The following is a 25,245-nucleotide window of genomic DNA, read 5'->3' on the forward strand; positions in this document are numbered from 1 at the left end:
CCATGACGGACAGCATCATCAAGCTCACGGCCGCCGAGACCGCCGAGAAGATCGCCTCCGGCGAGCTGACGGCGGTCGAGGTCACCGAGGCCCACCTCGCCCGCATCGAGGCCGTGGACGAGAAGGTCCACGCGTTCCTGCACGTCGACCGCGAGGGCGCGCTCGCGCAGGCCCGCGCCGTGGACGAGAAGCGGGCCCGCGGCGAGAAGCTCGGCCCGCTGGCCGGCGTCCCGCTCGCGCTCAAGGACATCTTCACCACCGAGGGCGTGCCGACGACCGTCGGTTCGAAGATCCTCGAGGGCTGGATCCCGCCGTACGACGCGACGCTCACCAAGCGGCTGAAGGCCGCCGACGTCGTCATCCTCGGCAAGACCAACATGGACGAGTTCGCCATGGGGTCCTCCACCGAGAACAGCGCCTACGGCCCGACCGGCAACCCCTGGGACCTCACCAAGATCCCCGGTGGATCGGGTGGCGGTTCCTCCGCCGCGCTGGCCTCCTTCCAGGCGCCGCTCGCCATCGGTACCGACACCGGCGGCTCCATCCGCCAGCCGGCCGCCGTCACCGGCACGGTCGGCGTCAAGCCGACGTACGGCGCGGTCTCCCGCTTCGGCATGGTGGCGTTCTCGTCCTCCCTCGACCAGGGCGGCCCCTGCGCCCGTACGGTTCTGGACGCGGCCCTCCTGCACGAGGTCATCGCCGGGCACGACCCGCTCGACTCCACCTCCATCGACGCCCCGGTCCCGCCGGTGGTCGAGGCCGCGCGCAACGGCAGCGTCGAGGGCATGCGCGTCGGCGTGGTCAAGCAGTTCCGCGGCGAGGGCTACCAGGCCGGCGTCGTGCAGCGCTTCGACGAGTCCGTCGAACTGCTCAAGGAGCTGGGCGCCGAGATCGTCGAGCTGGACTGCCCGTCCTTCGACCTCGCGCTGTCGGCGTACTACCTGATCGCCCCCTCCGAGTGCTCCTCCAACCTCGCCCGCTTCGACGGCCTGCGCTACGGCCTGCGGACCGGCGACGACGGCAGCCACTCGGCCGAGGAGGTCACCTCCCTCACCCGTGAGGCGGGCTTCGGCCCCGAGGTCAAGCGCCGCATCATGCTCGGCACCTACGCCCTGTCGAGCGGCTACTACGACGCCTACTACGGCTCCGCGCAGAAGGTCCGCACGCTCATCACGCGCGACTTCGAGAAGGCCTTCGAGCACGTCGACGTGATCGTCTCCCCGACGACCCCGACCACCGCGTTCGCGATCGGCGAGCGCGTGGACGACCCGATGGCGATGTACCTGGCCGACCTGTGCACCATCCCGACCAACCTGGCGGGCAATGCGGCCATGTCGCTGCCCTGCGGTCTCGCCCCGGAGGACAACCTCCCGGTCGGCCTGCAGATCATCGCCCCGGCGCTCAAGGACGACCGGCTGTACAAGGTCGGCGCCGCCGTCGAGGCCGCCTTCGTGGAAAAGTGGGGGCACCCGCTGCTCGAGGAGGCTCCGTCCCTGTGAGTGCACTGAACAAGGCCAAGGGCTTCAAGAAGTCGAAGTCCGGCACGTACCTGTCGATGGCCGGGACCGCGTTCGGCGCGATCGGTGTGGCCAAGCAGATCAAGAAGGCGCGCGCCGAGCACGACACGCTGCGGCTGATCGACGCCACCGTGTCCGCCGTCGCGATCGTCACCGGCCTCGCCATCCTCTACCGCGAGCTGAAGCGGCTGGGCGACGACGACGTCCTGCTGGGCTGAGAGGGAAGTTTTCACCGTGACCACCACGACCGACCTGGTGTCGTACGAGGACGCGCTGGCGTCGTACGACCCCGTCATGGGCCTCGAGGTCCATGTCGAACTCGGCACCAAGACCAAGATGTTCTGTGGCTGTTCGACGGCGCTCGGCGCCGAGCCGAACACCCAGACCTGCCCGACCTGCCTCGGCCTGCCCGGCTCGCTCCCGGTCGTCAACGCGACCGGCGTCGAGTCGGCGATCAAGATCGGTCTCGCGCTGAACTGCGAGATCGCCGAGTGGTGCCGCTTCGCCCGGAAGAACTACTTCTATCCGGACATGCCGAAGAACTTCCAGACCTCCCAGTACGACGAGCCGATCGCCTTCAACGGCTACCTCGACGTACAGCTGGAGGACGGCGAGACCTTCCGCGTGGAGATCGAGCGCGCCCACATGGAGGAGGACACCGGCAAGTCCACCCACGTGGGCGGCGCGACCGGCCGTATCCATGGCGCGCAGCACTCGCTGCTCGACTACAACCGCGCGGGTATCCCGCTCATCGAGATCGTCACCAAGCCGATCGTCGGCGCCGGCGAGCGTGCTCCCGAGGTGGCGAAGGCGTACGTCCGTGAGCTGCGCGAGCTCATCAAGGCGCTGGACGTCTCCGAGGCCCGCATGGAGATGGGCCAGATGCGCTGCGACGTGAACCTGTCGCTGATGCCCAAGGGCAGCGAGAAGTTCGGCACGCGCTCCGAGACGAAGAACGTCAACTCGCTGCGTTCCGTGGAGCGTGCGGCGCGCTTCGAGATCATGCGGCACGCCGCCGTGCTCGGCGGCGGCGGCACGATCATCCAGGAGACCCGTCACTTCCACGAGGACACGGGGTCCACGACCTCGGGCCGCGTGAAGGAGGAGGCCGAGGACTACCGGTACTTCCCGGAGCCCGACCTCGTCCCCGTGGCGCCCTCGCGCGAGTGGGTCGAGGAGATCCGCGCCGCGCTGCCGGAGATGCCGCTGGCCCGCCGCACCCGCCTGCTCGCGGAGTGGGGCATCTCGGCCACCGACATGCAGGCGATCCTCAACGCCGGCGCCCTGGACCTGATCGTCGCCACCATCGACGCCGATGCCGACGCGGCCTCGGCCCGCAAGTGGTGGATGGGTGAACTGGCACGCAGCGCCAACGAGTCCGGCAAGACGCTGGACGAGCTGGCCATCACGCCGGAGCAGGTTGCCCGGGTCGCGCATCTGGTGGCTTCCGGCGACCTGAACGACAAGCTGGCCCGCCAGGTCATCGAGGGCGTCCTCGCGGGCGAGGGCACCCCGGACGAGGTCGTCGAGAAGCGCGGCCTGAAGGTCGTCTCCGACGACTCGGCGCTTGGCACGGCTGTCGACGAGGCCATCGCCGGCAACCCGGGCATCGCGGACAAGATCCGCGGCGGCAAGGTGGCCGCGGCCGGCGCCCTGGTCGGCGCGGTCATGAAGGCGACCCGGGGTCAGGCCGACGCGGCCCGCGTCAAGGAGCTGATCCTGGAGAAGCTCGGCGTGAGCGAGGGCTGAGTCCCTGCTCACCACGGCCCCGGAGGCACGTCCTCCGGGGCCGTACCCGTATCTGCGGCGTGCGATGTTCCGGTCACGAACGACCATGGACAACAGCCAAGGGCACCGCCCCGCACCCAGGTTTCCCGGCCGGACGCGCTACGCTCGCCCTGCCATGAGTGGACGCACCGATTCCGACACCGAACCCGTCATAACCGAGGCGGAAGAGCCGACGGACGACGTCTCGGACGCCCGCCGGGCCCGCTGGACCGCCGCCGGCAGCGGAGCCCTGCTCACCCTCGCCGGGCTCGCCGCCGCGCTCCTCCGGCTCACCGGATCCGCGCCGGCCCTCGTGCCCGCCGCCTACGCCCTGGGCGCCGCCGTGTGCGCGTTCGCCGCGTTCCTCGGCTTCCGCGGCCGTACCCGCCGGGCGCTGTGGCTGTTGATCGTCGGGACGATGGTCATGGCTCTCGGGGACCAGTTCGACTGAAGTGCCCGCCGGGACGACAGAGTTCGCCGAACTGTCCTGTGACGTACCTCGCACTCTTATGAATAAGCCTATGAACGCGGCAAACGATCACTTTTGCCTGCGAGAGTGTCCTGCGATTGCTCATGCGTTCTTTGCGGGCTGTTCAGTCGATGGACGATCGTTCCCGGTCAAAGATCAACACATCGTCCACTGGGAGCACGTCCGTGGCAGCCCTCGCCCGTTGGTGTGTCCGGCATCGCCTGGTCGCCGTCCTGCTGTGGCTCCTCGCCTTCGGCGGGGTCACCGCGGCCGCCACGGCGGCCGGTCCGGCGTACTCGAACGACTACGAGGTCCCCGGCACCGAATCGGGCCACGCCGCCCAGCTGCTCAAGTCGGGCTTCCCGGGCCTGGCCGGTGACAGCGACACCGTCGTCTGGCACACCGGCTCCGATACCGTCCGCGCGCCCGGCGTCGAGCGGACCATGACCCGCACCCTGCATCGCATCGCCGGCCTGCCGGGAGTGGCCTCGGTGGCCGGCCCGTACGGCCGTCACGGCGCCCACCGGATCAGCGCCGACGGCCACACGGCCTACGCCGCCGTCGCCTTCACCCAGCAGGCCGAGGACATCAAGAAGTCCGAGGCCGAGGCTGTCGTACGCCTTGCCAAGGCCGCCGAGCGGGACGGCCTCAGGGTGGAGTTGGGCGGCAGTGCCATCGGGCTCACCCAGTCCGCCCGGGGGCATACCGCCGAGGTGGTCGGCGTGGTCGTCGCCGCGGTCGTGCTGTTCCTCGCCTTCGGCTCGCTCGCCGCCTCCCTGCTGCCGATCGCCACCGCGCTGATCGGCGTGGGCACGGCGTACGCCGGCATCGGACTGCTCGGACACGCCATGACCGTCGCCGACTTCGCGCCCATGCTCGGCATGCTGATCGGGCTCGGCGTCGGCATCGACTACGCGCTCTTCATCGTGACCCGGCACCGGCGCGGTCTGAAACGCGGCCTGAGCGTCACCGAGGCCGCCGCGAACGCCGTGGCCACCACCGGACGCGCGGTCGTCTTCGCGGGTGCGACCGTCTGCATCGCCCTGCTGGGCATGCTGATCCTGCGCCTGGGCTTCCTCAACGGCGTCGCCGTCGCGGCCTCGTTGACGGTCGTGCTCACCGTCGCGGCCTCCGTCACGCTGCTGCCCGCCCTGCTGGCCTGCATCGGACCGCGCGCCCTCAGCCGCCGGGAGCGGCGCCGGCTCGCCGAGCACGGGCCGCAGCCGGAGGTGCCCACCGGTCTCGCCGCCCGCTGGTCCGCGTTCGTGGAGCGCCGGCCCAAGCTGCTCGGCTCCCTCGCCGTCGCCGTCATCGCCGTGCTCGCACTGCCGACGCTCTCCCTCCACCTCGGCACCTCCGACCAGGGCAACGACCCCCGCTCGTCCACCACACGAGGGGCCTACGACCTCCTTGCGCAGGGCTTCGGGCCCGGAGTGAACGGCCCGCTGACCCTGGTGACGCGCGTCGACGGCGGCGACGACAAGCTCGCCCTGGACAGCCTCGACACCACCCTGCGCGCCACCCCGGGCGTCGCCTCCGTCACCCCCGTCACCTACGACTCCGCCGGCGACACCGCGTACCTGACCGTCGTCCCCGACTCCGCGCCCCAGTCGCAGCGGACGAGCGACCTCGTCGACCGGCTGCGCGGCCAGGTGCTCCCGCGTGCGGAGACCGGCACTTCCCTGGACGTGCACGTGGGCGGGGTCACGGCGAGCTACGACGACTTCGCGGACGTGATCATCGGCAAACTGCCGCTGTTCGTGGGCGTGGTCATCGGGCTCGGCTGTCTCCTGCTGCTGGTCGCCTTCCGCTCGCTCGGCATCCCGCTGAAGGCCGGCGCGATGAACATCGCCGCGGTCGCCGCCGCCTTCGGCATCGTCGTCGCCGTCTTCCAGTGGGGCTGGGGCAGCGAACTGCTCGGCCTCGGCCGCGCGGGCCCCATCGAACCCTTCCTGCCCGTGATCATGGTCTCGGTCCTCTTCGGGCTCTCGATGGACTACCAGGTCTTCCTGGTCAGCCGGATGTACGAGGAGTGGCTGGAGACCGGCGACAACCGGCGGGCCGTGCGCGTCGGCCTCGCCGAGACCAGCCGGGTGATCAACTCGGCCGCGGTCATCATGATCTCGGTCTTCCTCGCCTTCGTCCTCAGCGGCGACCGCGTCATCGCCATGTTCGGCATCGCGCTCGCCTCCGCCGTCGCCCTCGACGCCTTCGTGCTGCGCACCCTGCTGGTGCCCGCCCTGATGCATCTGCTCGGCGCCGCCAACTGGTGGCTGCCCGCCTGGCTGGAGGGCCGGCTGCCGCGCATCAGCATCGAGCCGCCCGAGTGCCGCGCCGCCCATGAGAGGCTCGGCAGGGTCTCGATGGAGGAACTGCGGAAGGAGCATCGGCACGATGTACGCGATATCCCTGGGTGACGACAGCGCCGAGCTGCGGCCTCTGGAGGTCTGGCACGCGGCGGAACTGCTCGCCAACATGGACCGGGGACGGGAGTTCATCGGCCGGCACATCGGGCTGCCGGACGTGGTGGCCGACCTGGACGGCGCCCGCGCCTGGATCCGGTCGTACGCCGACAAGCGCGCCGCCGACGCGGGCGGCCTGCACGGGATCTGGCTGGACGGGAAACTGGTCGGCGGGCTGCTGTTCCGCGTCTGGGACACGCCGAGCGGGGTCTGCGAGGCCGGCTGCTGGCTGGAACCGGCGGCGGCCGGGCGAGGCCTGGTCACACGCGGCATGCGGGTGCTGCTCGAGTGGGCGTTCGAGGAGCGCGGCATGCACCGCGTGGAGTGGTACGCCTCCTCCGCCAACGAGGGCAGTCTCAACGTGGCCAGGCGCCTCGGCATGACCCACGAGGGCGTCATGCGCGAGAGATATCCACACCGGGGCGTGCGCTCGGACACCGAGCTCTGGGCGGTGCTGGCCCCCGAATGGCGTGCCGCACGCGCGCGTAGGCCTCACAACGATCATTAAGAGACCTCTCAGACAGCGTCCGTACGGTGCCGGGCATGGCAACGAAGACAGACGACGTCACCAAGACCGACGACGAGCGCGCACCGCAGGAGGCGGAGGCCGGGACCGAGGGTGCGCAACCGGCCGGGCAACCGACCGAGGAGACCGAGGCGAACGGGGCAGCACCTCAGGAGAAGACTCCCTCCGGGGTCGGCCAGGGCGCCGCTGCCGTCGTCTCCGCCGCGCTGGGCCTGGTCTCGCTCAGCGGCGGCTGGATCGGCACGGTCGCGGCCGCCCGGGAGACCCTCGTCGGCCAGCTCCAGACCTCGTCCAACGCGGGGGTCGCCCAGCAGGTCAAGGAGGTCTACGGCGACGCCTGGCACACCACCGCGCTGTGGGCCGGGCTGTTCGCGCTGGCCGCGCTGATCACCGGCGTGGTCGTGCTCGCCCGGCCCGCGTTCGGCGCTCCCGGCCGTCCGCAGGCCGCCTGGATCAAGTCCGTCGCGTGGGCGGGCGTCTCGCTCGGAGTCATCGGCCTTCTCCTGGCCGTCCTGAAGTACTCCGACGCGCTGCTCGCCCTGCCCTCGACCGGCTGAAGGAACCGCAGGTCCCCCGGGGGCCTTAGGGAATCCGTGAGCACCTTACGGAGCCCCTAAGGCCCCTTACGTGTGCCGGGGGCCCGCCGCCCGCCCGAAGATGCGGAACTCTCCCGATGTGGCGTACCCCCCTGGGAGACGAAGGTGGAGGCATCGCAGAAAGCGAAGCACGAAACCGCCTCTCCCGAAGGACACACACCATGTTCGAGCTCGAACTCCACCGGACGCGGACCGCCGAGCTGCGCCGCGAGGCCGACCAGGAGCGCCTGGCCCGCGAGGCCGTGCGTTCGCGGCGCACCGCCCGCCGCGAGGAGGCCGCCCGGCACAGCACCTCGGGTGCCGAGACCCATACCGACCGCCCCCGTCGGCAGCGGCTCCCGCGCACCGCGTGAGCGCGGGGCCGGGCGAAGGCGGCCGCACGGGGGTCGGCCGCCTTCCGTCCCCGGGCCGTACGACTCTCTACGAGCGTCGTACGGCCCTCTCGCCTGCGGGTTCGCCTACTGGTACGACAATCGCACCACGGCTGTGGAAAACCGCTGCCCCGCCCTCCGGACCTCGTGCGATGCTCGGGCCCGTGGAGACTAGGTCCGTCAGTCCCGTGTTCGTCGGCCGCACCGACGAGTTGGACACACTGAGCGACGCGCTCGCCCGTGCCGAAGCGGGCGAGCCGCAGGCGTTGCTGCTCGGCGGTGAGGCCGGGGTGGGCAAGACCCGGCTCGTCGAGGAGTTCGCCACCGCCGCCGGCCGCCGGGATGCCGTCGTCGCCGTGGGCGGCTGTGTCGAGATCGGCGCCGACGGGCTGCCCTTCGCCCCCTTCTCCACCGCCCTGCGTGCGCTGCGCGACGCCCTGCCCGAGGAGTTCGCCGCCGCCGGAGCAGGACAGGAGGAGGAACTGGCCCGGCTGCTGCCCGAGCTGGGGGAGGCCACCTCCAGCCGCCACGACGAACAGGGCATCGCCCGCCTCTTCGAGCTGACCGTACGACTGCTGGAGCGGGTCGCCGCCGAGCACCCGGTCGTGCTCGTCCTGGAGGACCTGCACTGGGCCGACGCCTCCACCCGTCACCTCCTCGCCTACCTCTTCCGCACCCTGCGCACCGGCCGTCTCCTCGTCCTCGCCACCTACCGCTCCGACGACATCCACCGCCGTCACCCGCTGCGCCCCCTGCTCGCCGAGCTCGACCGGCTGCGCACCGTCCGCCGCCTCGAACTCGCCCGTTTCACCCGCGAGGAGGTCGCCCGTCAGATCGCCGGGATCCTCGCCGCCGAACCCGACCCGGCCCAGGTCGACGACATCTTCGAACGCTCCGACGGCAACGCCTTCTTCGTGGAGGAACTCGCCGTCGCGGCCTGCGAGGGATGCTGCACCGGCCTGACCGACTCCCTGCGCGACCTGCTCCTGGTCCGGGTCGAGACCCTGCCCGAGAGCGCCCAGCGGGTCGCCCGGGTCGTCGCCGAGGGCGGCTCCACCGTCGAGTACCGGCTGATCGCCGCCGTCGCCCGGCTCACCGAGGACGACCTCATCGAGGCGCTGCGAGCCGCCGTCGGCGCCAACATCCTCACCGTGACCCCGGACGGCGACGGCTACCGCTTCCGGCACGCCCTGGTCCGCGAGGCCGTCGCCGACGACCTGCTGCCCGGCGAACGCTCCCGCCTCAACCGCCGCTACGCCGAGGCCCTGGAGGCCGACCCCGCCCTCGTCCCGGCCGACGCCCACATGATGCGCCTGGCCAGCTACTGGTACCACGCCCACGACGCAGCCCGGGCCCTGCCCGCCGTCCTGGACGCCTCCGTCGTGGCCCGCCGCCGGCACGCCTACTCCGAGCAACTGCGGCTGCTGGAGCGGGCGATGGAGCTGTGGGACTCCGCCCCCGAGGAGGTCCGCTGCGCCCTGCGCCCGTTCGACTGCACCGAGGTCCCCCCTTCCTGCGGCCGCGATCAGGCCACCACCCCGCTGCGCTATCTCGACCTCATGGCGGAAGCGTCGGTCGCGGGCCGCTTCGGCGGGGAGCGCGAACGCGCCCTGAAGATCATCAAGCGGGCGCTGCGACTGCTGGAGGACGAGCCCGATCCCCTGCGCGCCGCCTGGTTCTGGGTACAGCGCTCCCATCTCGTGCAGGCACAGGCCCGCGGTGACGGCTGGCAGGAGCTGGCCACCGCACAGGAACTCGTCCGCGGGCTGCCGCCGTCCGAAGTGCACGCCGAGGTGCTGGCCCACGTCGCCTCCTGGCGCATGCTGCACCAGCCCGGACCCGACGCGTTCGCCGCCGCCGAGCGGGCCGTGCAGTATGCGCGGATGGTGGGCGCCCGCGAGATCGAACTGCACGCCCGTCTCACCCTCGGCGGCCTCATGATCGACGCGGGCGACACCGAGTCCGGGTTCGCGGAGATGTTTCACGTCAAGGAGGACGCGCTCCGGGAAGGCGTGCGGGGCGTGGCGGGCCGGGCCTTCGTGAACCTGCCGTCCGCGCTGCAGGCGGTCGGCCGCTCCCGGGAGTCCGTGCCCCTCCTGCGCGAAGGCATCGCCTTCACCCGCAGGTTCGGGCTGGTGGACACCGAGGCCTGGGTGTGGGGCAACTTCTCCGACTCGCTGTACGCGCTCGGCCAGTGGGACGAGGCCGCCGACGCCGCCGCGAACGCGCTCCGGACGCGCCACAGCGTCAAACCCCAGGGCTCGGGCGCCCTGCGCCTCGCCCACCTCGCACTGGCCCGGGGCGAGCTCGCCGACGCGGCCCGTCACCTGGCCACCGCCGGCGCGCGCTACGGCTCCCACGACCCCACTCCCCAGCAGTCGCTGCGCGTGGCCCGCGTCGCCATCGGCGTCGCCGCCGCGGAGGGCCGGATCCACGACGCCCGCGCCGAACTGTCCAGGGCGCTGGACAGCGGATTCCCGCCCGGCACCCACCGCTACGCCTGGCCCCTGCTGCTGGCCGCCGCCACCGCCGAGGCCGACGCCCGCGCCCTGCCCGCCGCCGCGGCGGACCGCGCCGGGATCCTCGACCGCCTCCACGAGACGGTCAGGAAGCTCACCATCGGCGCGCCCCTGTGGGGGGCCTACGAGCGGTGGATCCGCGCCGAACTGCACCGGGCCGTGGGCACGGACACCCCGGACACCTGGTCGGAGGTGGTCACCGCCTTCGAGTGTCTGGACCGCCCCTACGACCTGGCCCGTGTCCGGCACCGCCTCGCCCAGGCCCTGCTGACCGAAGGCGGTGAGGACGAGCGCGACCGGGCCGTGGAACTGCTGAGGCTGGCCGGGGCGGTCGCCGACCACCTCGGCGCCCGCCCGCTCGCCGACGCGGTGGCCCGGCTCGCCCGGCGCGCCCGGCTGACCCTCACCCTCCCCCACGCTCGGCTTCGCTCGCGCGGGGGGACCCCCATCCCGCGCCAGGCCCTCATACCCGCCGACCCGGCCGAGGCCCTGGGCCTGACCAGCCGGGAACGGGACGTCCTGCGGCTGGTCTCGGCCGGCCGCACCAACCGCCAGATAGCCGAGGAACTGTTCATCTCGCCGAAGACGGCCAGCGTCCATGTCTCCAACATCCTGTCCAAGCTCGGTGTCTCGGGCAGGGGCGAGGCGGCGGCGGTGGCGCATCGGCTGGGGCTGTTTCCGGCCGAACCGCTCACCGCCCCGACGGCGGGCTGACCGTACGCTGGAGGAAACCGGCAGGGGGGAGAAGCCGTGTTCGACGCTTTCGGGGAAGTGTTCGCTCCGAGCCGCAGGCACACCCAGGAGGAGCAGAACCGCCTGGAGCTGACCCGGGAGGACGTCGGGGACGCCGACCCGGGCCGGGGGCCCATAGACCTCGCCTCGGGAAAGGTCGTCGTACGCCTGCCCGAGCCGCCGCCCGCCGAAGCGGAACCCACGGACGACGACTGAGCGACGGGGCTATTTCACCTCCGCCTCCAGCACCCGGTCGTCCCCCTTCTTCGGCGTACCCCGCCCGTCCGTGTTGCTCGTCACCAGCCAGACCTTGTCGCCGCCCGCCGGGACCACCGTGCGCAGACGGCCGTAGTCGCCGGTGAGGAAGGCCTGGGGGGCCGCCGAGGCCCTGGTGCCCTGCAGGGGGATGCGCCACAGCCGCTGACCCTTCAGGGCCGCCATCCAGATCACGCCGTCGACGTAGGCGATGCCGCTGGGGGAGGCCTCGTCGGTGTGCCACTGGGCCATCGGGTTGCGCAAGCCCGGGTCGGAGGACCTGCCCTCGGCCTGCGGCCAGCCGTAGTTGCCGCCCGGCACGATCGCGTTCAGCTCGTCCCAGGTGTCCTGGCCGAACTCGGAGGCGAACAGGCGCTGCCGGGTGTCCCAGGCCAGGCCCTGCACGTTGCGGTGGCCGTACGAGTACACGGGGGAGCCGGGGAACGGGTTGCCGGGGGCCGGCTCGCCCTCCGGGGTCAGCCGGAGGATCTTGCCGCCCAGGGACTTCCTGTCCTGGGCCAGGCCACGGTCGCCGCTCTCGCCGGTGCCCGCGTAGAGCATCCTGTCGGGGCCGAAGGCGATACGGCCGCCGTTGTGGATGATCCCCTTGGGGATGCCCTTGAAGACCGTGTCGGGGGCGCCCAGCTGCTCACCCGCCGGCTTCCGCTCGTCGTACAGCATCCGGACGATGCGGTTGTCCGAGGCAGAGGTGAAGTAGGCGTAGATCATGTGGTCCGAGGCGTAGTCGGGCGACAGGGCGATGCCCAGCAGGCCGCCCTCGCCGGCCGGGGAGACCCCGGAGACCCGGCCCAGCTCGGTCGTCTTGCCCGTCCTCTCGTCGATCCGGGTGATCGTGCCCTCGTCACGGGAGGAGACCAGCAGCCCGCCGCCCGGCAGGGCGGCCAGGCCCCACGGCGTCTTCAGGCCCTCGGCGACCGTGCGCAGCACCTTGACCGACCCCTTCGCCGGCGCGGCCGACTCGGTGGCCTGCGCGGAGGGGGCGGTGCCCGATGCCGTGGTCGCGCCGCCGGCCGGCGATCCTCCGCCGCCGGAGGAGCAGCCCGCCGTCAGCAGGAGCGCGGTCGCGGCCAACACGGCTGTCACAGCTCGACGTTGCACGATCATGGTCCCTTCGGGGCGGCGATCCAGTGGCAGGCTCTCCCTCTCATACACCGCTCGCCCCTTCCGGGTTCCCGCTTCACGAGGACCGATCGCGTGCGCCGCTTCTCCCCCACTAACACCCCTCAGTCCCAGGACCCCTGGGCCCCCGGCAGCCGGGACACCTCCGCCAGGTCCTGAGCGGTCAGGCCGAGTGCGGCGGCCGCCGCGTTCTCCTCGGCCCAGCGCTTCTGCTTGGTGCCGGGCAGCGCGATCACATGACGGCCCTGGGCGAGCACCCAGGCCAGGGCCACCTGGGCCGCGGTGACGTCCTCGCCGTGCCGGCCGGCGACACGGCGCAGACCGGCGACGATCGGCTGGTTGGCCGCCATCATCTCGGCCGTGAAGCGGGGATGGCGGGCGCGCAGGTCGTCCCGCTCGAAGCCCTCGCCGGGGGTCAGCGTGCCGGTCAGGAAGCCGTTGCCCAGGGGCATCGCCGCGAGGAAGCCCACGCCCCGCGCCGCGCACCACGGCAGCAGCGCGTCCAGCGCCTCCGGCGACCACACCGACAGCTCCGCCTGCACCGCGCTGACCGGGAAGACCTGCTGCACCCGCTGGAGCTGGCGCAGCGTCGTGTCGTGCAGGCGGGTCCCGGAGCGGCGCCCGGCGCGCGCCCCCACCGCGCACAGCCCCAGCGCCCGCACCTTCCCGGCCCGCACCAGCTCGGCCATCGCGCCCCACGTCTCCTCGATCGGGATCTCGGGGTCGGCGCGGTGCAGCTGGTAGAGGTCGATCACGTCCGTCTGCAGGCGCCGCAGCGAGGCGTCGCAGGCCCGCTTCACATATCCCGGACGTCCGTTGGCCACGATGTGCTGCTCGCCCACGAGCAGCCCCGCCTTCGTCGACACGAAGGCGTCCGCGCGCCGCTCCTTCAGCACCCGCCCCAGCAGCAGCTCGTTGGTGAACGGGCCGTACATGTCCGCCGTGTCCAGGAGGGTCGAGCCCAGGTCCAGCGCCCGGTGCACGGTTCTGAGCGACTCGTCGCCCCGCTGCCGCGACCCGCTGTACGCCCAGCTCATCGGCATGCACCCGAGTCCGACGGCCCCCACCGCGAGTCCCCCCGCGCCGATCGTCCTGCGCTCCACCTGCTCGTGAACCTCCCTCTCCTGGGCCCCAACCTAACCTCTGCACACCTGTTCGCCTGACATAGCCTCCTGACATGACCGCAGACATCTGGCTTCCCATCGCGCCGCAGGAGATCGAGGGGCTTCCCGAGGGCCCCCGGTACCTGTTCTGGGACGGGGGCGAGGAGTTCCCCGGCGATCCGGCCGACTGTGCCTTCTACGTCGTGCCGTACATGAAGCCGACCGAGGTGGGCGTGCGCCCGCTGCCCGGCATGAAAGCGGTCCAGGTCGTGCAGACGCTGACGGCCGGCATCGACCATGTGGAGCCGGGCCTGAAGCACCTGCGCCCGGGGGTCCGGCTGTGCAACGCGCGCGGGGTGCACGAGGCGAGCACCGCCGAGCTGACGCTGACGCTGATCCTCGCCTCCCTGCGCGGCATCCCCGACTTCGTGCGGGCCCAGGACCGCGGGGAGTGGCTCGGCGGGTTCCGCCCGGCGCTCGCCGACAAGAGCGCTCTCATCGTCGGCTACGGCTCCATCGGGGCGGCCATCGAGGACCGGCTCGCGCCTTTTGAGCTTGCGCGGGTGGCGCGCGTCGCGCGCTCAAGGCGCACCACGGCGCGCGGTCCCGTGCACCCGCTCACCGAATTGCCCTCCCTGCTTCCGGACGCCGATGTCGTGATCCTGTGCACGCCCTTGACGGAGGCCACCACAGGCCTGGTCAACGCCGGTTTCCTGGGTCGGATGAAGGCCGGTGCGCTGCTCGTGAACGTCGCCCGCGGACCCGTGGTCGACACCACGGCGCTGCTCGCCGAGTTGGAGCGCGGCCGCATCACCGCGGCGCTGGACGTGACGGACCCCGAGCCGCTGCCGGCGGGACATCCCTTGTGGCAGGCGCCAGGCGTGCTGATCAGCCCGCATGTGGGCGGCCCCACCTCGGCCTTCCTGCCGCGCGCCAAGCGCCTGCTCACCGACCAGGTGAACCGCTTCGTGAACCACGAGCCCCTGCGGAACGTGATCCTTACGACGGGAGAGAACGGGGCGTGGATGCCGGGAGAGATCGGGATGTAATCCCCTTCCGGCACCCTCCGCGACCTTTCGGATGCGGGCCGTACCGGCATCACCGCTGGTCGTCACGGAGCGTAGAGAAGCTATGTCCCTGAGTGACGATACTGGTGTATCGTCCCGACAGGGGTTGCGCCGTCCGCATTCGGCGCCGGGGATGGACATTTCAGATTTGTGAGGGGGGCGACGGGCGATGCACGGCCTATGGACGAGCGATCCGACGCGGCGGAGCCGCCGGCGGCGACCCTGGCGCACGGCGGCGCGCAGACGCGGCCATCCACGAGCCATCACAGCCACCACCGCAGGCCGGGCGGTCGCCGCAGGAATGTGCACCGCGACGCGCGGGACCCGGGAGCGGCGCAGACCGGGAGGCCCCGGTGAGTGCGCCGCCCTCCGTGACGACCGTGACGAGCGCTCCGGACGGCGCGGTGCGTGCACCGCATCCGCCGGGAGCGCCGCTTGCGTCCCGTGTGCCGGCCGCCGGTGACGGGTCGCGCCTGGTCCGGCAGTTGGTCCTCGCCCTGGTCTGCGGGGCCTATGCCATCGGGTCCATGTTCGACTGGGGCTCGGGCTACCTCGCGCTGATCATGGGCGACTTCGGGCTGGCCGCCGCAGCGGGCACCGCCGCCGTCTCCTGCTTCCTCTACGCCCGCAGCCCGCGGGTCCGCTTCCGGCCGGCCTGGCTGCTGTTCTCGCTCTCCTCGGCGATGGCGGCCCTGGGCAACGCGGTGTGGGGGTGGTACGAGGTCGTGCTGGGGCGGACCGTGCCCAGCCCGAGCTACGCCGACCTGTTCTTCCTGTGCTTCGCGCCGCCCGCCATCGTGGGCCTGCTGGTCCTCGCCAAGCGGCCGGTGACCAGGGCGGGCTGGATCTGCCTGGCGCTGGACGCCTGGCTGATCGGCGGCTCGCTGCTCACCCTGTCGTGGAGTCTCGCGCTCGCCCAGGCGGCGCGGTTCGACGGACCGAGCGTGGCGCACACCGCGCTGTCGCTGGCGTACCCGCTGCTCGACATCGTGCTCGTCAGCATGGTGCTCGCGCTGCACTTCCGCCGCTCCCCGGGCAACCGCACGGCGGTCAACACCGCGATCGGCGCGCTCGCCCTCACCGTCATGTGCGACGCGCTGTTCACCTCGCCGCTCCTGCACAGCAGCTACCACTCCGGGCAGCTGCTGGACGCGGGCTGGTTCGCCGGGTCGCTGCTGCTCGCCTACGCCCCCTGGGCCGCTCCGCTGCGCCCCGGAGCGCGGGACGCCGACCGGCACGTACCGGACGGGCACACGCGCGTGGTGCACGAGCACGTGCCCGGACAGCGCGGCACGGGCCATCCGCACGTGGCCGCGCCCGCACCCGGAGGCGACCAGGGCCGCTACCCGGCCGGCCGGCCGCTCTCCGGCTCCCTCGCCGCGCTCACCCCGTACCTCGCCGCCGCCGTGTGCACCCTGGGCATCCTGTACAACGTCCTCAACGGCCGCAGGCCCGACCATGTCGTGCTGATCACCGCGGGTGCCGTCGTACTGGCGCTCGTCATGCGCCAGGGCATCATGCTGCTGGACAACATCACCCTCACCCAGGAACTGGCGCAGAAGGAGAACCACTTCCGCTCCCTGGTGCAGGGCTCCAGCGACGTCATCATGATCGCCGCGCCCAACGGCATCCTCCGGTACGTCTCCCCGGCCGCCGCCGGGGTCTACGGACGGCCCGCCGAGGACCTGGTGGGCACCGAACTGGCCGCACTCATCCATCCGGAGGACCTGGGCTGCGTGGTGCACGAGGTGCGCCGTTTCCTCGCCGCCAGCCCGCTGGAGGGAGCCACTACGCGCATCGAGTGCCGGTTCCGCTCCGGTGACGGCGGCTGGCTCAACGTCGAGTCCACCGTGAACCGGCACCACGGCGGCCTGATCTTCAACAGCCGTGACGTCACCGAAAGGGTGCGGCTGCAGGCCCAGTTGCAGCACAACGCCGAGCACGACCCGCTCACCGACCTGCCCAACCGCGCGCTGTTCACCCAGCGCGTCCAGCAGGCCCTGTCCGGTCGCCGGGCCACCGACCGGGGCGCCGCCCTGCGCGGCACGGCCGTGCTCTTCATCGACCTGGACGGCTTCAAGGCGGTCAACGACACGATCGGGCACCAGGCGGGGGACGAACTCCTCGTGCAGGCCGCCCGCAGGCTCCAGGACGCGGTCCGGCAGGGGGACACCGCGTCCCGGCTCGGCGGCGACGAGTTCGCGGCCCTGATCGTCGGGGACGGCACCCGTGACCGTGCCGCCCGGGAGCGGAACATCCTGGAGCTCGCCGACCGCCTCAGGCTGACCCTCTCCCAGCCGTACGCCATCGACGGCAACGATGTCCGGGTCAACGCCTCCATCGGCGTCGCCTTCGCCGAACCGGGCCTCGGCGCGGGCGAGCTGCTGCGCAACGCCGACCTCGCGATGTACCGCGCGAAGTCGGCCGGAAAGGGCCGCGTCGAGCTGTACAAGCCGCAGATGCAGCAGGACGTCGTACGCAAGGCGGAGCTGGCCACACGGCTGCGTGCCGCGCTGCACGACGGCGAGTTCGCCCTGCTGCACCAGCCCGTGGTCTGCCTGGAGAACGGCCGGATCACATCGGTCTCCGCGCAGGCGCGCTGGCGCTCCTCCCAAGGGGTGCTGTTCACCCCGGCCGAGTTCCTGCGGGTGGCCGAGGACGGCGACAAGACCGCGGAGCTGGACCGCTGGATCCTCCAGGAGGCGGTGGAACAGGCCGCCGAGCGGGCCGCCACCGGGACCGTGGTGCCGGTGGCCGTCCGGATGAGCGCCCGGCGGCTGCTGGACCGCTCGACGCCGCTCGGCTCCCTGGAGGCGCTGCTGACCCGGCACGGGCTGCCGCCCGGGGCGCTGGTCGTGGAGCTGTCCGACACCGACTCCAGGACCTCGCTGGACGAGCTGGAGCGGCGCCTGACCGCGCTCGGCCGGCTCGGGGTACGGATCGCGCTGGACGGCGTCGGCAGCGGCTACGCGGCGATCACGGCTCTCAGGAAGCTCCCCGTCGACATCCTCAAGCTCGACCGCAGTCTGGTCGAGGGCGTCGTGGAGTCCGCACGGCTGCACAAGATCACCAGCGGGCTGCTGCGCATCGCCGGCGATCTCGGGCTCCAGTCCGTCGCCGAGGGCGTGGATCTGCCGGAACAGGTCGTCGCGCTGCGGGCGATGGGCTGCACGCACGGGCAGGGCATGGCGTTCGCGGGGCCGCTGGACGAGTACCGGCTGCGCCGGGCGCTCGGATCCGGACACTATCCCGTGCCGCACGCGCCGGCCGAGCCGGCGTTCGCGGGCGGGCGCGGGGGGGTGTACACCGGAGGGGTGTCCGCCGTCTTCGGAGGTGGCAGTGCCCTTCGTTCACATAATGAGACTCCCGTCCCACCCACTTGACACGTGGTGCGTGCCGGGGGGAGGGTCAGTGCCATGCGCACCCGAATTCTCGTACTTGGACAGCGCGTCGGCTGAGCTGGGACCCACCGGAGGACGATCCGGAATCCCCAGCGACCTCACCGGCGCGCTCCCCTCGCTTGCCCTATGGCACGAGGGGTTTTTTGTTGCACGAGTGCCGTTCGTGCAGCGCTTGAACTCCGCCCAAACCTCGCAAAAACCCTCAGCATCGAGAAGAGAATGCCGATGACCGAGCAGGCCACCGGGGCCCATCCGCAGCCGCGGCCCCGATCCGGAGGACAGCAGTCCGCCCCCGTCGAGCACGTCACGGGTGCGCAGTCCCTCATCCGCTCCCTCGAGGAGGTCGGCGCTGAGACGGTATTCGGTATCCCCGGCGGCGCGATCCTGCCGGCGTACGACCCGCTGATGGACTCGACCCGGGTCCGTCACGTGCTGGTCCGCCACGAGCAGGGCGCCGGCCACGCGGCCACCGGCTACGCGCAGGCCACCGGCAGGGTCGGCGTCTGCATGGCGACCTCGGGGCCGGGTGCCACCAACCTGGTCACGCCGATCGCCGACGCGCACATGGACTCGGTGCCGCTCGTGGCGATCACCGGGCAGGTCGCGTCCAAGGCGATCGGCACGGACGCCTTCCAGGAGGCGGACATCGTGGGCATCACGATGCCGGTGACCAAGCACAACTTCCTCGTCACCAAGGCCGAGGACATCCCGCGGGTGATCGCGCAGGCGTTCCACATCGCCTCCACCGGCCGCCCGGGCCCGGTCCTGGTCGACATCGCCAAGGACGCCCTCCAGGCGAAGACCACCTTCTCCTGGCCGCCGGTCATGGACCTGCCCGGCTACCGTCCGGTGACCAAGCCGCACGCCAAGCAGATCCGCGAGGCGGCCAAGCTGATCACCTCCGCGAAGCGGCCCGTCCTCTACGTCGGCGGCGGCGTCCTCAAGGCGCAGGCCACCGCCGAGCTGAAGGTCCTCGCCGAGCTCACCGGAGCGCCCGTCACCACCACCCTGATGGCGCTCGGCGCGTTCCCCGACAGCCACCCGCTGCACGTGGGAATGCCGGGCATGCACGGTGCGGTCACCGCCGTCACCGCGCTGCAGAAGGCCGACCTGATCGTCGCCCTCGGAGCCCGCTTCGACGACCGCGTCACCGGCAAGCTGGACAGCTTCGCCCCGTACGCCAAGATCGTCCACGCCGACATCGACCCGGCCGAGATCGGCAAGAACCGCGCCGCGGACGTGCCGATCGTCGGGGACGCCCGCGAGGTCATCGCCGACCTGGTCCAGGCCGTGCAGAAGGAGCACAGCGAGGGCCACAAGGGCGACTACACCGCCTGGTGGAGCGACCTGAACCGCTGGCGCGAGACCTACCCGCTCGGCTACGACCAGCCCGAGGACGGCTCGCTGTCCCCGCAGCAGGTCATCGAGCGCGTCGGGCAGCTCGCCCCGGAGGGGACGATCTTCGCGGCGGGCGTCGGCCAGCACCAGATGTGGTCCGCGCACTTCATCCAGTACGACAAGCCCGCCACCTGGCTGAACTCCGGCGGCGCCGGAACGATGGGCTACGCGGTCCCGGCCGCCATGGGTGCCAAGGCCGGCCGGCCGGACCGTACGGTCTGGGCGATCGACGGCGACGGCTGCTTCCAGATGACCAATCAGGAACTGACCACCTGCGCCCTGAACAACATCCCGATCAAGGTCGCCATCATCAACAACGGCGCCCTCGGGATGGTCCGCCAGTGGCAGACCCTCTTCTACAACCAGCGCTACTCCAACACCGTCCTGCACTCCGGCCCGGACGACGTCAACCCGGACGCGAAGGGCACGCGCGTGCCGGACTTCGTGAAGCTGTCCGAGGCCATGGGCTGCGTGGGCCTGCGCTGCGAGCGCCCGGAGGACCTGGACAAGGTCATCGAAGAGGCGAACTCCATCAACGACCGCCCGGTCGTCATCGACTTCATCGTCCACGAGGACGCGATGGTGTGGCCGATGGTCGCCGCCGGCACCTCCAACGACGAGATCATGGCCGCCCGGGACGTCCGCCCCGACTTCGGCGACAACGAAGACGACTGACGATGACTGGCAAGGAAGAGCACAAACACATGTCCAAGCACACGCTCTCCGTCCTGGTGGAGAACACGCCGGGCATCCTCGCCCGGATCGCCGCCCTCTTCTCCCGCCGCGGCTTCAACATCGACTCGCTCGCGGTCGGCGTCACCGAGCACCCCGACATCTCCCGCATCACCATCGTGGTGAACGTCGAGGACCTGCCGCTGGAGCAGGTCACCAAGCAGCTCAACAAGCTCGTCAACGTGCTGAAGATCGTCGAGCTGGAGCCGGGCCAGGCCGTCCAGCGCGAACTCGTTCTGGTGAAGGTCCGCGCCGACAACGAGACCCGCTCCCAGATCGTCGAGATCGTCCAGCTGTTCCGCGCCAAGACCGTCGACGTCTCCCCGGAGGCCGTCACGATCGAGGCCACCGGATCCAGCGACAAGCTGTCCGCCATGCTCAAGATGCTGGAGCCGTTCGGCATCAAGGAGCTGGTCCAGTCCGGCACGATCGCGATCGGCCGCGGCTCCCGTTCGATCACGGACCGTTCGCTGCGCGCTCTCGACCGATCCGCGTAAGGCTGAACGCGTAAGGCTGAATACGGGCGGTCCCTGCGCCCGTATTCCGAGACCCCGAAACTTCCCCTCCCCTCACCGTCATACGGTGGGACGCACAACCTGCACACCAAGGAGAGAACCCAAAGTGGCCGAGCTGTTCTACGACGCCGACGCCGACCTGTCCATCATCCAGGGCCGCAAGGTCGCGGTCATCGGATACGGCAGCCAGGGCCACGCCCACGCGCTGTCGCTGCGTGACTCGGGTGTCGACGTGCGAGTCGGTCTGCACGAGGGCTCCAAGTCCAAGGCCAAGGCCGAGGAGCAGGGCCTGCGCGTGGTGACCCCGGCCGAGGCCGCCGCCGAGGCCGACGTCATCATGATCCTCATCCCGGACCCGATCCAGGCCCAGGTCTACGAGGAGTCCATCGCGCCGAACCTGAAGGACGGCGACGCGCTGTTCTTCGCGCACGGCTTCAACATCCGCTTCGGCTTCATCAAGCCCCCGGCCGGCGTGGACGTTGCCCTGGTCGCCCCGAAGGGCCCGGGCCACCTGGTGCGCCGCCAGTACGAGGAGGGCCGTGGCGTTCCGGCGATCGCCGCCGTCGAGCAGGACGCCACCGGGAGCGCCTTCCCGCTGGCCCTGTCGTACGCCAAGGCCATCGGCGGCACCCGCGCCGGTGTCATCAAGACGACCTTCACCGAGGAGACCGAGACCGACCTGTTCGGCGAGCAGGCCGTGCTGTGTGGCGGCACCTCCGCCCTGGTCAAGGCCGGCTTCGAGACCCTGGTCGAGGCGGGCTACCAGCCGGAGATCGCCTACTTCGAGTGCCTGCACGAGCTGAAGCTGATCGTCGACCTCATGTACGAGGGCGGCCTGGAGAAGATGCGCTGGTCGGTCTCCGAGACCGCCGAGTGGGGCGACTACGTCACCGGCCCGCGGATCATCACCGACGCCACCAAGGCCGAGATGAAGCAGGTCCTCACGGAGATCCAGGACGGCACCTTCGCCCAGACCTGGATGGACGAGTACCACGGCGGTCTGAAGAAGTACAACGAGTACAAGCAGCAGGACTCCGAGCACCTGCTGGAGACCACCGGCAAGCAGCTGCGCAAGCTGATGAGCTGGGTGAACGAGGAGGCGTAAGCCTCGCGTCAGGGGGTCGGGGCACGCTGCTCCGGCCCCCTTTTCCAGCGTTTCCCAGCGTTTTCCGACCCCGGACGGCGCAGGGTCGAGGACGACCCGAGGCGTTGTCCACCCCGTCCAGCCCCGGACGGGTGATACTTCCGCAGCGGCGCAAAACGACGACTGCGGCGCTACTAGACTGCTGCACAACATACGCGTCAGGCCCACAGCGTCGTGCGTCTTCCGCGGCTAGCCCCCTCCACCGCCAGCGGCCGTCGGGACGGCCGTCCGCATTGGACTTGTGAGGACTCACGTGAGCTCGAAACCTGTCGTACTCATCGCTGAAGAGCTGTCGCCCGCCACTGTCGACGCGCTTGGTCCGGACTTCGAGATCCGGCACTGCAACGGAGCCGACCGAGCCGAACTGCTCCCCGCCATCGCCGACGTCGACGCGATCCTGATCCGTTCGGCCACCAAGGTCGATGCCGAGGCCGTCGCCGCCGCCAAGAAGCTCAAGGTCGTCGCCCGAGCCGGCGTCGGCCTGGACAACGTGGACGTCTCCGCCGCCACCAAGGCCGGCGTGATGGTGGTCAACGCCCCGACCTCCAACATCGTCACGGCCGCCGAGCTGGCCTGCGGCCTGATCGTCTCCACTGCCCGCAACATCGCGCAGGCCAATGCCGCGCTGAAGAACGGCGAGTGGAAGCGCAGCAAGTACACGGGCGTGGAGCTCGCCGAGAAGACGCTGGGCGTCGTGGGCCTGGGCCGCATCGGTGCCCTCGTCGCGCAGCGGATGTCCGCCTTCGGCATGAAGGTCGTCGCCTACGACCCCTACGTGCAGCCCGCGCGGGCCGCGCAGATGGGCGTCAAGGTGCTGTCCCTGGACGAGCTGCTCGAGGTCTCCGACTTCATCACCGTCCACCTGCCGAAGACCCCCGAGACCCTCGGCCTGATCGGTGACGAGGCGCTGCGCAAGGTCAAGCCGAGCGTGCGCATCGTCAACGCGGCCCGCGGCGGCATCGTGGACGAGGCGGCGCTGTTCGCGGCGCTGAAGGAGGGCCGGGTCGCCGGCGCCGGTCTCGACGTGTACGCCAAGGAGCCCTGCACGGACTCCCCGCTGTTCGAGCTCGACCAGGTGGTCTGCACCCCGCACCTCGGTGCCTCCACGGACGAGGCGCAGGAGAAGGCGGGCATCGCCGTCGCCAGGTCGGTGCGCCTCGCGCTCGCCGGCGAGCTGGTGCCGGACGCGGTGAACGTCCAGGGCGGTGTCATCGCCGAGGACGTCAAGCCGGGTCTGCCGCTCGCCGAGCGCCTCGGCCGCATCTTCACCGCGCTCGCCGGTGAGGTCGCGGTCCGCCTGGACGTCGAGGTCTACGGCGAGATCACCCAGCACGACGTGAAGGTGCTGGAGCTGTCCGCGCTCAAGGGTGTCTTCGAGGACGTCGTCGACGAGACGGTGTCGTACGTCAACGCGCCGCTGTTCGCCCAGGAGCGGGGCGTCGAGGTGCGCCTGACCACCAGCTCCGAGTCCGGCGACCACCGCAACGTGGTGACCGTGCGCGGCACGCTCGGCACCGGCGAGGAGGTGTCGGTCTCCGGCACGCTGGCCGGTCCGAAGCACGTCCAGAAGATCGTCGCGGTCGGCGACTACGACGTCGACCTCGCCCTCGCCGACCACATGCTCGTCCTGCGCTACGAGGACCGCCCGGGTGTCGTCGGCACCGTCGGCCGCATCCTCGGCGAGGCGGGCATCAACATCGCCGGTATGCAGGTCGCTCGCGCGGCGGTCGGCGGGGAGGCGCTGGCGGTGCTGACCGTGGACGACACGGTGGGCTCCGCCGTTCTGGCCGAGGTCGCGTCGGAGATCGGGGCGACATCCGCCCGCTCGGTGAACCTGGTCTGAGGTCGCCGTCCCCGGGGGCGCTGCCCCGGACCCCCGTTCGCCCTGAACGGGCTCGTGCGCAAACGCCGGACGGGCTGGTTGGCCAGCCCGTCCGGCGTTTTTCCGTGCTGTCGGGGTCTCAGACCGCAGCCTCCTCGGCCTCCGCGACCGGCGTCTGCCTGACGTGGACCCGGCGCAGGGTCGTCGCCGCCGCGACCGCCGCGAGGGCCAGGACCGCCGTGCCCGCGAGGGCCGCGCCGTGCATGCCGGTGGTGAACGCCTCCCGGGCCGCCGTCGCCAGGGCGTCTCCCGCACGCCCCGGCAGCTGTCCGGCGACCGCCAGCGCGCCGCCCAGCGTCTCGTGGGCCTCGGCCGGGGCCGAAGCCGGCATCTCGTGGCGGTAGATCGCCGTACCGATGGATCCGAGGACCGCCATGCCCAGCGCGCCGCCGAACTCCTGGCCGGTCTCCAGCAGGGAGGAGGCGGCTCCCGCGTTCTCCACCGGGGCCGCACCCATGGCGAGGTCGGTCATCTGCGACATCACCATGACGATGCCGGAGGCCAGGACGCCGGCGGCGGCGAGGACGAGCCAGAGGGAGTCCGTGCCGGCCAGGGCCAGCATGCCGTAGCCCGCCGCGGCGATCGCGAAGCCCGCGGTGACCACGTAGGCGCGGTTCACGCCCTTCTGGACCAGGGTGGTCGCGACCGGGGCCGCCATACCGATCGGCACCGACGGCAGCAGCGCCCACAGGGCCGCCTCCATCGCGCTCTTGCCGAGCACCGACTGCAGGTACTGCGTGGTGAAGAACGCCGAGCCCATCATCGCCAGCGCGGAGACGAGGTTCAGGACCACCGCGGGGGCGAAGCCGCGGCCGCGGAAGACGGCCGGCGAGATCATCGGCGAGGCGGCCGTGCGCTGGCGGTGGACGAAGAGGGCCGCGAAGACCAGGCCGACGGTGACCGAGACGACGTACTGCGGGTGCCAGCCCTCGGACGGGATCTCCTTGAGGCCGTAGACGACGGGGAGCACCGCGGCCATGGACAGCGGCACGCTCAGGAGGTCGAAGCGGCCGGGCTGCGGGCTCTTCGACTCGGGCAGCAGGATCGGGCCGAGGATCAGCAGCAGGACCATCGCGGGCAGGTTGACCAGGAAGACCGAGCCCCACCAGAAGTACTGGACCAGGACACCGCTCAGCACCGAGCCGAGTGCGATGCCGCCGGTCATCACACCGGACCAGATGCCGATCGCCTTCGCCCGCTGGGCGGGGTCGGTGAACATGGTGCGGACCAGCGCCATGGTCGAGGGCATCAGCGTCGCCCCGCCGATGCCGAGGACCGCGCGGGCCGCGATCAGGGTCTCTGCGCTGTTCGCGTAGGCCGCCACCAGGGACGCGGCACCGAAGGCGGCGGCGCCGATCAGGAGCAGCCGGCGCCGGCCTATGCGGTCGCCCAGCGAGCCCATCGTCATCAGCAGGCCGGCCAGGACGAAGGCGTAGATGTCGAAGATCCACAGCTGCTGGGTGCCGCTCGGCTCCAGGTCGGCGCTGATCGCCGGGATGGCGAAGTAGAGGACCGAGACGTCCATCGAGACCAGCAGCAGCGGAAGCATCAGCACGCAGAGCGCGGTCCATTCGCGGCGACCGGCGCGCCCGGCAGGGGAGTTGGTGCTTGTCGAGTTCGTCATGCCAGTGACTGTACGGGCGTCTTAA

19 protein-coding genes are annotated in these 25,245 nt (G+C 71.4%); 16 read left to right on the forward strand and 3 right to left on the reverse strand.

From position 1 onward, the window contains the following. The first annotated feature begins 2 nt into the window (after positions 1-2). From gatA to AQI88_RS36765, 10 genes are all read left to right on the forward strand, one after another. Positions 3-1,499, forward strand: a complete 1,497-nt coding sequence (gene gatA, locus AQI88_RS36720; RefSeq protein ID WP_067008363.1) for an Asp-tRNA(Asn)/Glu-tRNA(Gln) amidotransferase subunit GatA — start codon at positions 3-5, stop codon at positions 1,497-1,499. Then, positions 1,496-1,735 (forward strand): hypothetical protein, encoded by a 240-nt coding sequence (locus AQI88_RS36725; protein WP_067008367.1) that lies wholly within the window; start codon positions 1,496-1,498, stop codon positions 1,733-1,735. Before gatA ends, AQI88_RS36725 begins: the two co-directional genes overlap by 4 nt. 16 nt (positions 1,736-1,751) lie before the next feature. After that, positions 1,752-3,266 carry an Asp-tRNA(Asn)/Glu-tRNA(Gln) amidotransferase subunit GatB gene (gene gatB / locus AQI88_RS36730; RefSeq protein ID WP_067008370.1) on the forward strand — a complete coding sequence of 505 codons (1,515 nt, stop codon included), beginning with the start codon at positions 1,752-1,754 and terminating at the stop codon, positions 3,264-3,266. A 154-nt stretch (positions 3,267-3,420) separates the two neighbouring features. Then, positions 3,421-3,735 (forward strand): hypothetical protein, encoded by a 315-nt coding sequence (locus tag AQI88_RS36735; RefSeq protein ID WP_067008374.1) that lies wholly within the window; start codon positions 3,421-3,423, stop codon positions 3,733-3,735. Positions 3,736-3,938: 203 nt separating this feature from the next. Next, complete coding sequence (locus AQI88_RS36740; protein WP_067008377.1) at positions 3,939-6,170, forward strand: MMPL family transporter; 2,232 nt, start codon at positions 3,939-3,941, stop codon at positions 6,168-6,170. Beyond that, complete coding sequence (locus AQI88_RS36745; RefSeq protein ID WP_067008380.1) at positions 6,148-6,723, forward strand: GNAT family N-acetyltransferase; 576 nt, start codon at positions 6,148-6,150, stop codon at positions 6,721-6,723. The genes AQI88_RS36740 and AQI88_RS36745 overlap by 23 nt, the downstream gene beginning before the upstream one ends. A 35-nt stretch (positions 6,724-6,758) precedes the next feature. Then, positions 6,759-7,298 (forward strand): hypothetical protein, encoded by a 540-nt coding sequence (locus AQI88_RS36750; RefSeq protein WP_067008383.1) that lies wholly within the window; start codon positions 6,759-6,761, stop codon positions 7,296-7,298. 200 nt (positions 7,299-7,498) lie between these two features. Then, positions 7,499-7,690: a hypothetical protein gene (locus AQI88_RS36755; protein WP_067008386.1), complete on the forward strand. Its 192-nt coding sequence runs from the start codon at positions 7,499-7,501 to the stop codon at positions 7,688-7,690. Between the two features lie 170 nt (positions 7,691-7,860). Beyond that, positions 7,861-10,941, forward strand: a complete 3,081-nt coding sequence (locus AQI88_RS36760) for a helix-turn-helix transcriptional regulator (RefSeq protein ID WP_107118771.1) — start codon at positions 7,861-7,863, stop codon at positions 10,939-10,941. 36 nt (positions 10,942-10,977) lie between these two features. Beyond that, complete coding sequence (locus AQI88_RS36765) at positions 10,978-11,175, forward strand: DUF6191 domain-containing protein (protein WP_067008392.1); 198 nt, start codon at positions 10,978-10,980, stop codon at positions 11,173-11,175. A 9-nt stretch (positions 11,176-11,184) separates the two neighbouring features. Here AQI88_RS36765 and AQI88_RS36770 read toward each other — a convergent pair whose 3' ends face one another. Together AQI88_RS36770 and AQI88_RS36775 are read right to left on the reverse strand one after the other, a co-directional pair. Continuing rightward, complete coding sequence (locus AQI88_RS36770) at positions 11,185-12,339, reverse strand: PQQ-dependent sugar dehydrogenase (protein WP_107118772.1); 1,155 nt, start codon at positions 12,337-12,339, stop codon at positions 11,185-11,187. A 119-nt stretch (positions 12,340-12,458) separates the two neighbouring features. After that, the gene (locus tag AQI88_RS36775) at positions 12,459-13,457 is read right to left on the reverse strand and encodes an aldo/keto reductase (RefSeq protein ID WP_067008398.1); all 999 of its coding nucleotides are present in this window, start codon (positions 13,455-13,457) and stop codon (positions 12,459-12,461) included. 74 nt (positions 13,458-13,531) lie between these two features. On the opposite strand from AQI88_RS36775, the gene AQI88_RS36780 reads away from it, so the two are divergent. From AQI88_RS36780 to serA, 6 genes are all read left to right on the forward strand, one after another. Further along, the gene (locus AQI88_RS36780) at positions 13,532-14,506 is read left to right on the forward strand and encodes a 2-hydroxyacid dehydrogenase (RefSeq protein ID WP_067008401.1); all 975 of its coding nucleotides are present in this window, start codon (positions 13,532-13,534) and stop codon (positions 14,504-14,506) included. A gap of 371 nt (positions 14,507-14,877) precedes the next feature. Further along, complete coding sequence (locus tag AQI88_RS36785; RefSeq protein ID WP_067008405.1) at positions 14,878-17,907, forward strand: putative bifunctional diguanylate cyclase/phosphodiesterase; 3,030 nt, start codon at positions 14,878-14,880, stop codon at positions 17,905-17,907. A gap of 243 nt (positions 17,908-18,150) precedes the next feature. Beyond that, a complete protein-coding gene (locus tag AQI88_RS36790) occupies positions 18,151-19,998 on the forward strand; it encodes an acetolactate synthase large subunit (protein ID WP_208615999.1) in 1,848 nt (615 codons plus the stop codon). 29 nt (positions 19,999-20,027) lie between these two features. Continuing rightward, complete coding sequence (gene ilvN, locus AQI88_RS36795) at positions 20,028-20,552, forward strand: acetolactate synthase small subunit (protein WP_067008411.1); 525 nt, start codon at positions 20,028-20,030, stop codon at positions 20,550-20,552. Between the two features lie 124 nt (positions 20,553-20,676). Continuing rightward, positions 20,677-21,675: a ketol-acid reductoisomerase gene (ilvC, locus tag AQI88_RS36800; RefSeq protein WP_067008414.1), complete on the forward strand. Its 999-nt coding sequence runs from the start codon at positions 20,677-20,679 to the stop codon at positions 21,673-21,675. Positions 21,676-21,967: 292 nt separating this feature from the next. Beyond that, complete coding sequence (gene serA, locus AQI88_RS36805; RefSeq protein ID WP_067008416.1) at positions 21,968-23,557, forward strand: phosphoglycerate dehydrogenase; 1,590 nt, start codon at positions 21,968-21,970, stop codon at positions 23,555-23,557. A 118-nt stretch (positions 23,558-23,675) separates the two neighbouring features. Here serA and AQI88_RS36810 read toward each other — a convergent pair whose 3' ends face one another. Continuing rightward, positions 23,676-25,220, reverse strand: a complete 1,545-nt coding sequence (locus AQI88_RS36810) for an MFS transporter (protein WP_067008419.1) — start codon at positions 25,218-25,220, stop codon at positions 23,676-23,678. Positions 25,221-25,245: the final 25 nt, after the last annotated feature.

The organism is Streptomyces cellostaticus (genome assembly GCF_001513965.1).
Lineage (GTDB): Bacteria > Actinomycetota > Actinomycetes > Streptomycetales > Streptomycetaceae > Streptomyces > Streptomyces cellostaticus.

Coding starts and splice junctions, on each gene's coding strand:
- gatA (WP_067008363.1), top strand. CDS start 3: ATGACGGACAGCATCATCAAGCTCACGGCCGCCGAGACCGCCGAGAAG.
- AQI88_RS36735 (WP_067008374.1), top strand. CDS start 3,421: ATGAGTGGACGCACCGATTCCGACACCGAACCCGTCATAACCGAGGCG.
- AQI88_RS36745 (WP_067008380.1), top strand. CDS start 6,148: ATGTACGCGATATCCCTGGGTGACGACAGCGCCGAGCTGCGGCCTCTG.
- AQI88_RS36750 (WP_067008383.1), top strand. CDS start 6,759: ATGGCAACGAAGACAGACGACGTCACCAAGACCGACGACGAGCGCGCA.
- AQI88_RS36755 (WP_067008386.1), top strand. CDS start 7,499: ATGTTCGAGCTCGAACTCCACCGGACGCGGACCGCCGAGCTGCGCCGC.
- AQI88_RS36760 (WP_107118771.1), top strand. CDS start 7,861: ATGCTCGGGCCCGTGGAGACTAGGTCCGTCAGTCCCGTGTTCGTCGGC.
- AQI88_RS36770 (WP_107118772.1), bottom strand. CDS start 12,339: ATGATCGTGCAACGTCGAGCTGTGACAGCCGTGTTGGCCGCGACCGCG.
- AQI88_RS36780 (WP_067008401.1), top strand. CDS start 13,532: ATGACCGCAGACATCTGGCTTCCCATCGCGCCGCAGGAGATCGAGGGG.
- AQI88_RS36790 (WP_208615999.1), top strand. CDS start 18,151: ATGACCGAGCAGGCCACCGGGGCCCATCCGCAGCCGCGGCCCCGATCC.
- ilvN (WP_067008411.1), top strand. CDS start 20,028: ATGTCCAAGCACACGCTCTCCGTCCTGGTGGAGAACACGCCGGGCATC.
- AQI88_RS36810 (WP_067008419.1), bottom strand. CDS start 25,220: ATGACGAACTCGACAAGCACCAACTCCCCTGCCGGGCGCGCCGGTCGC.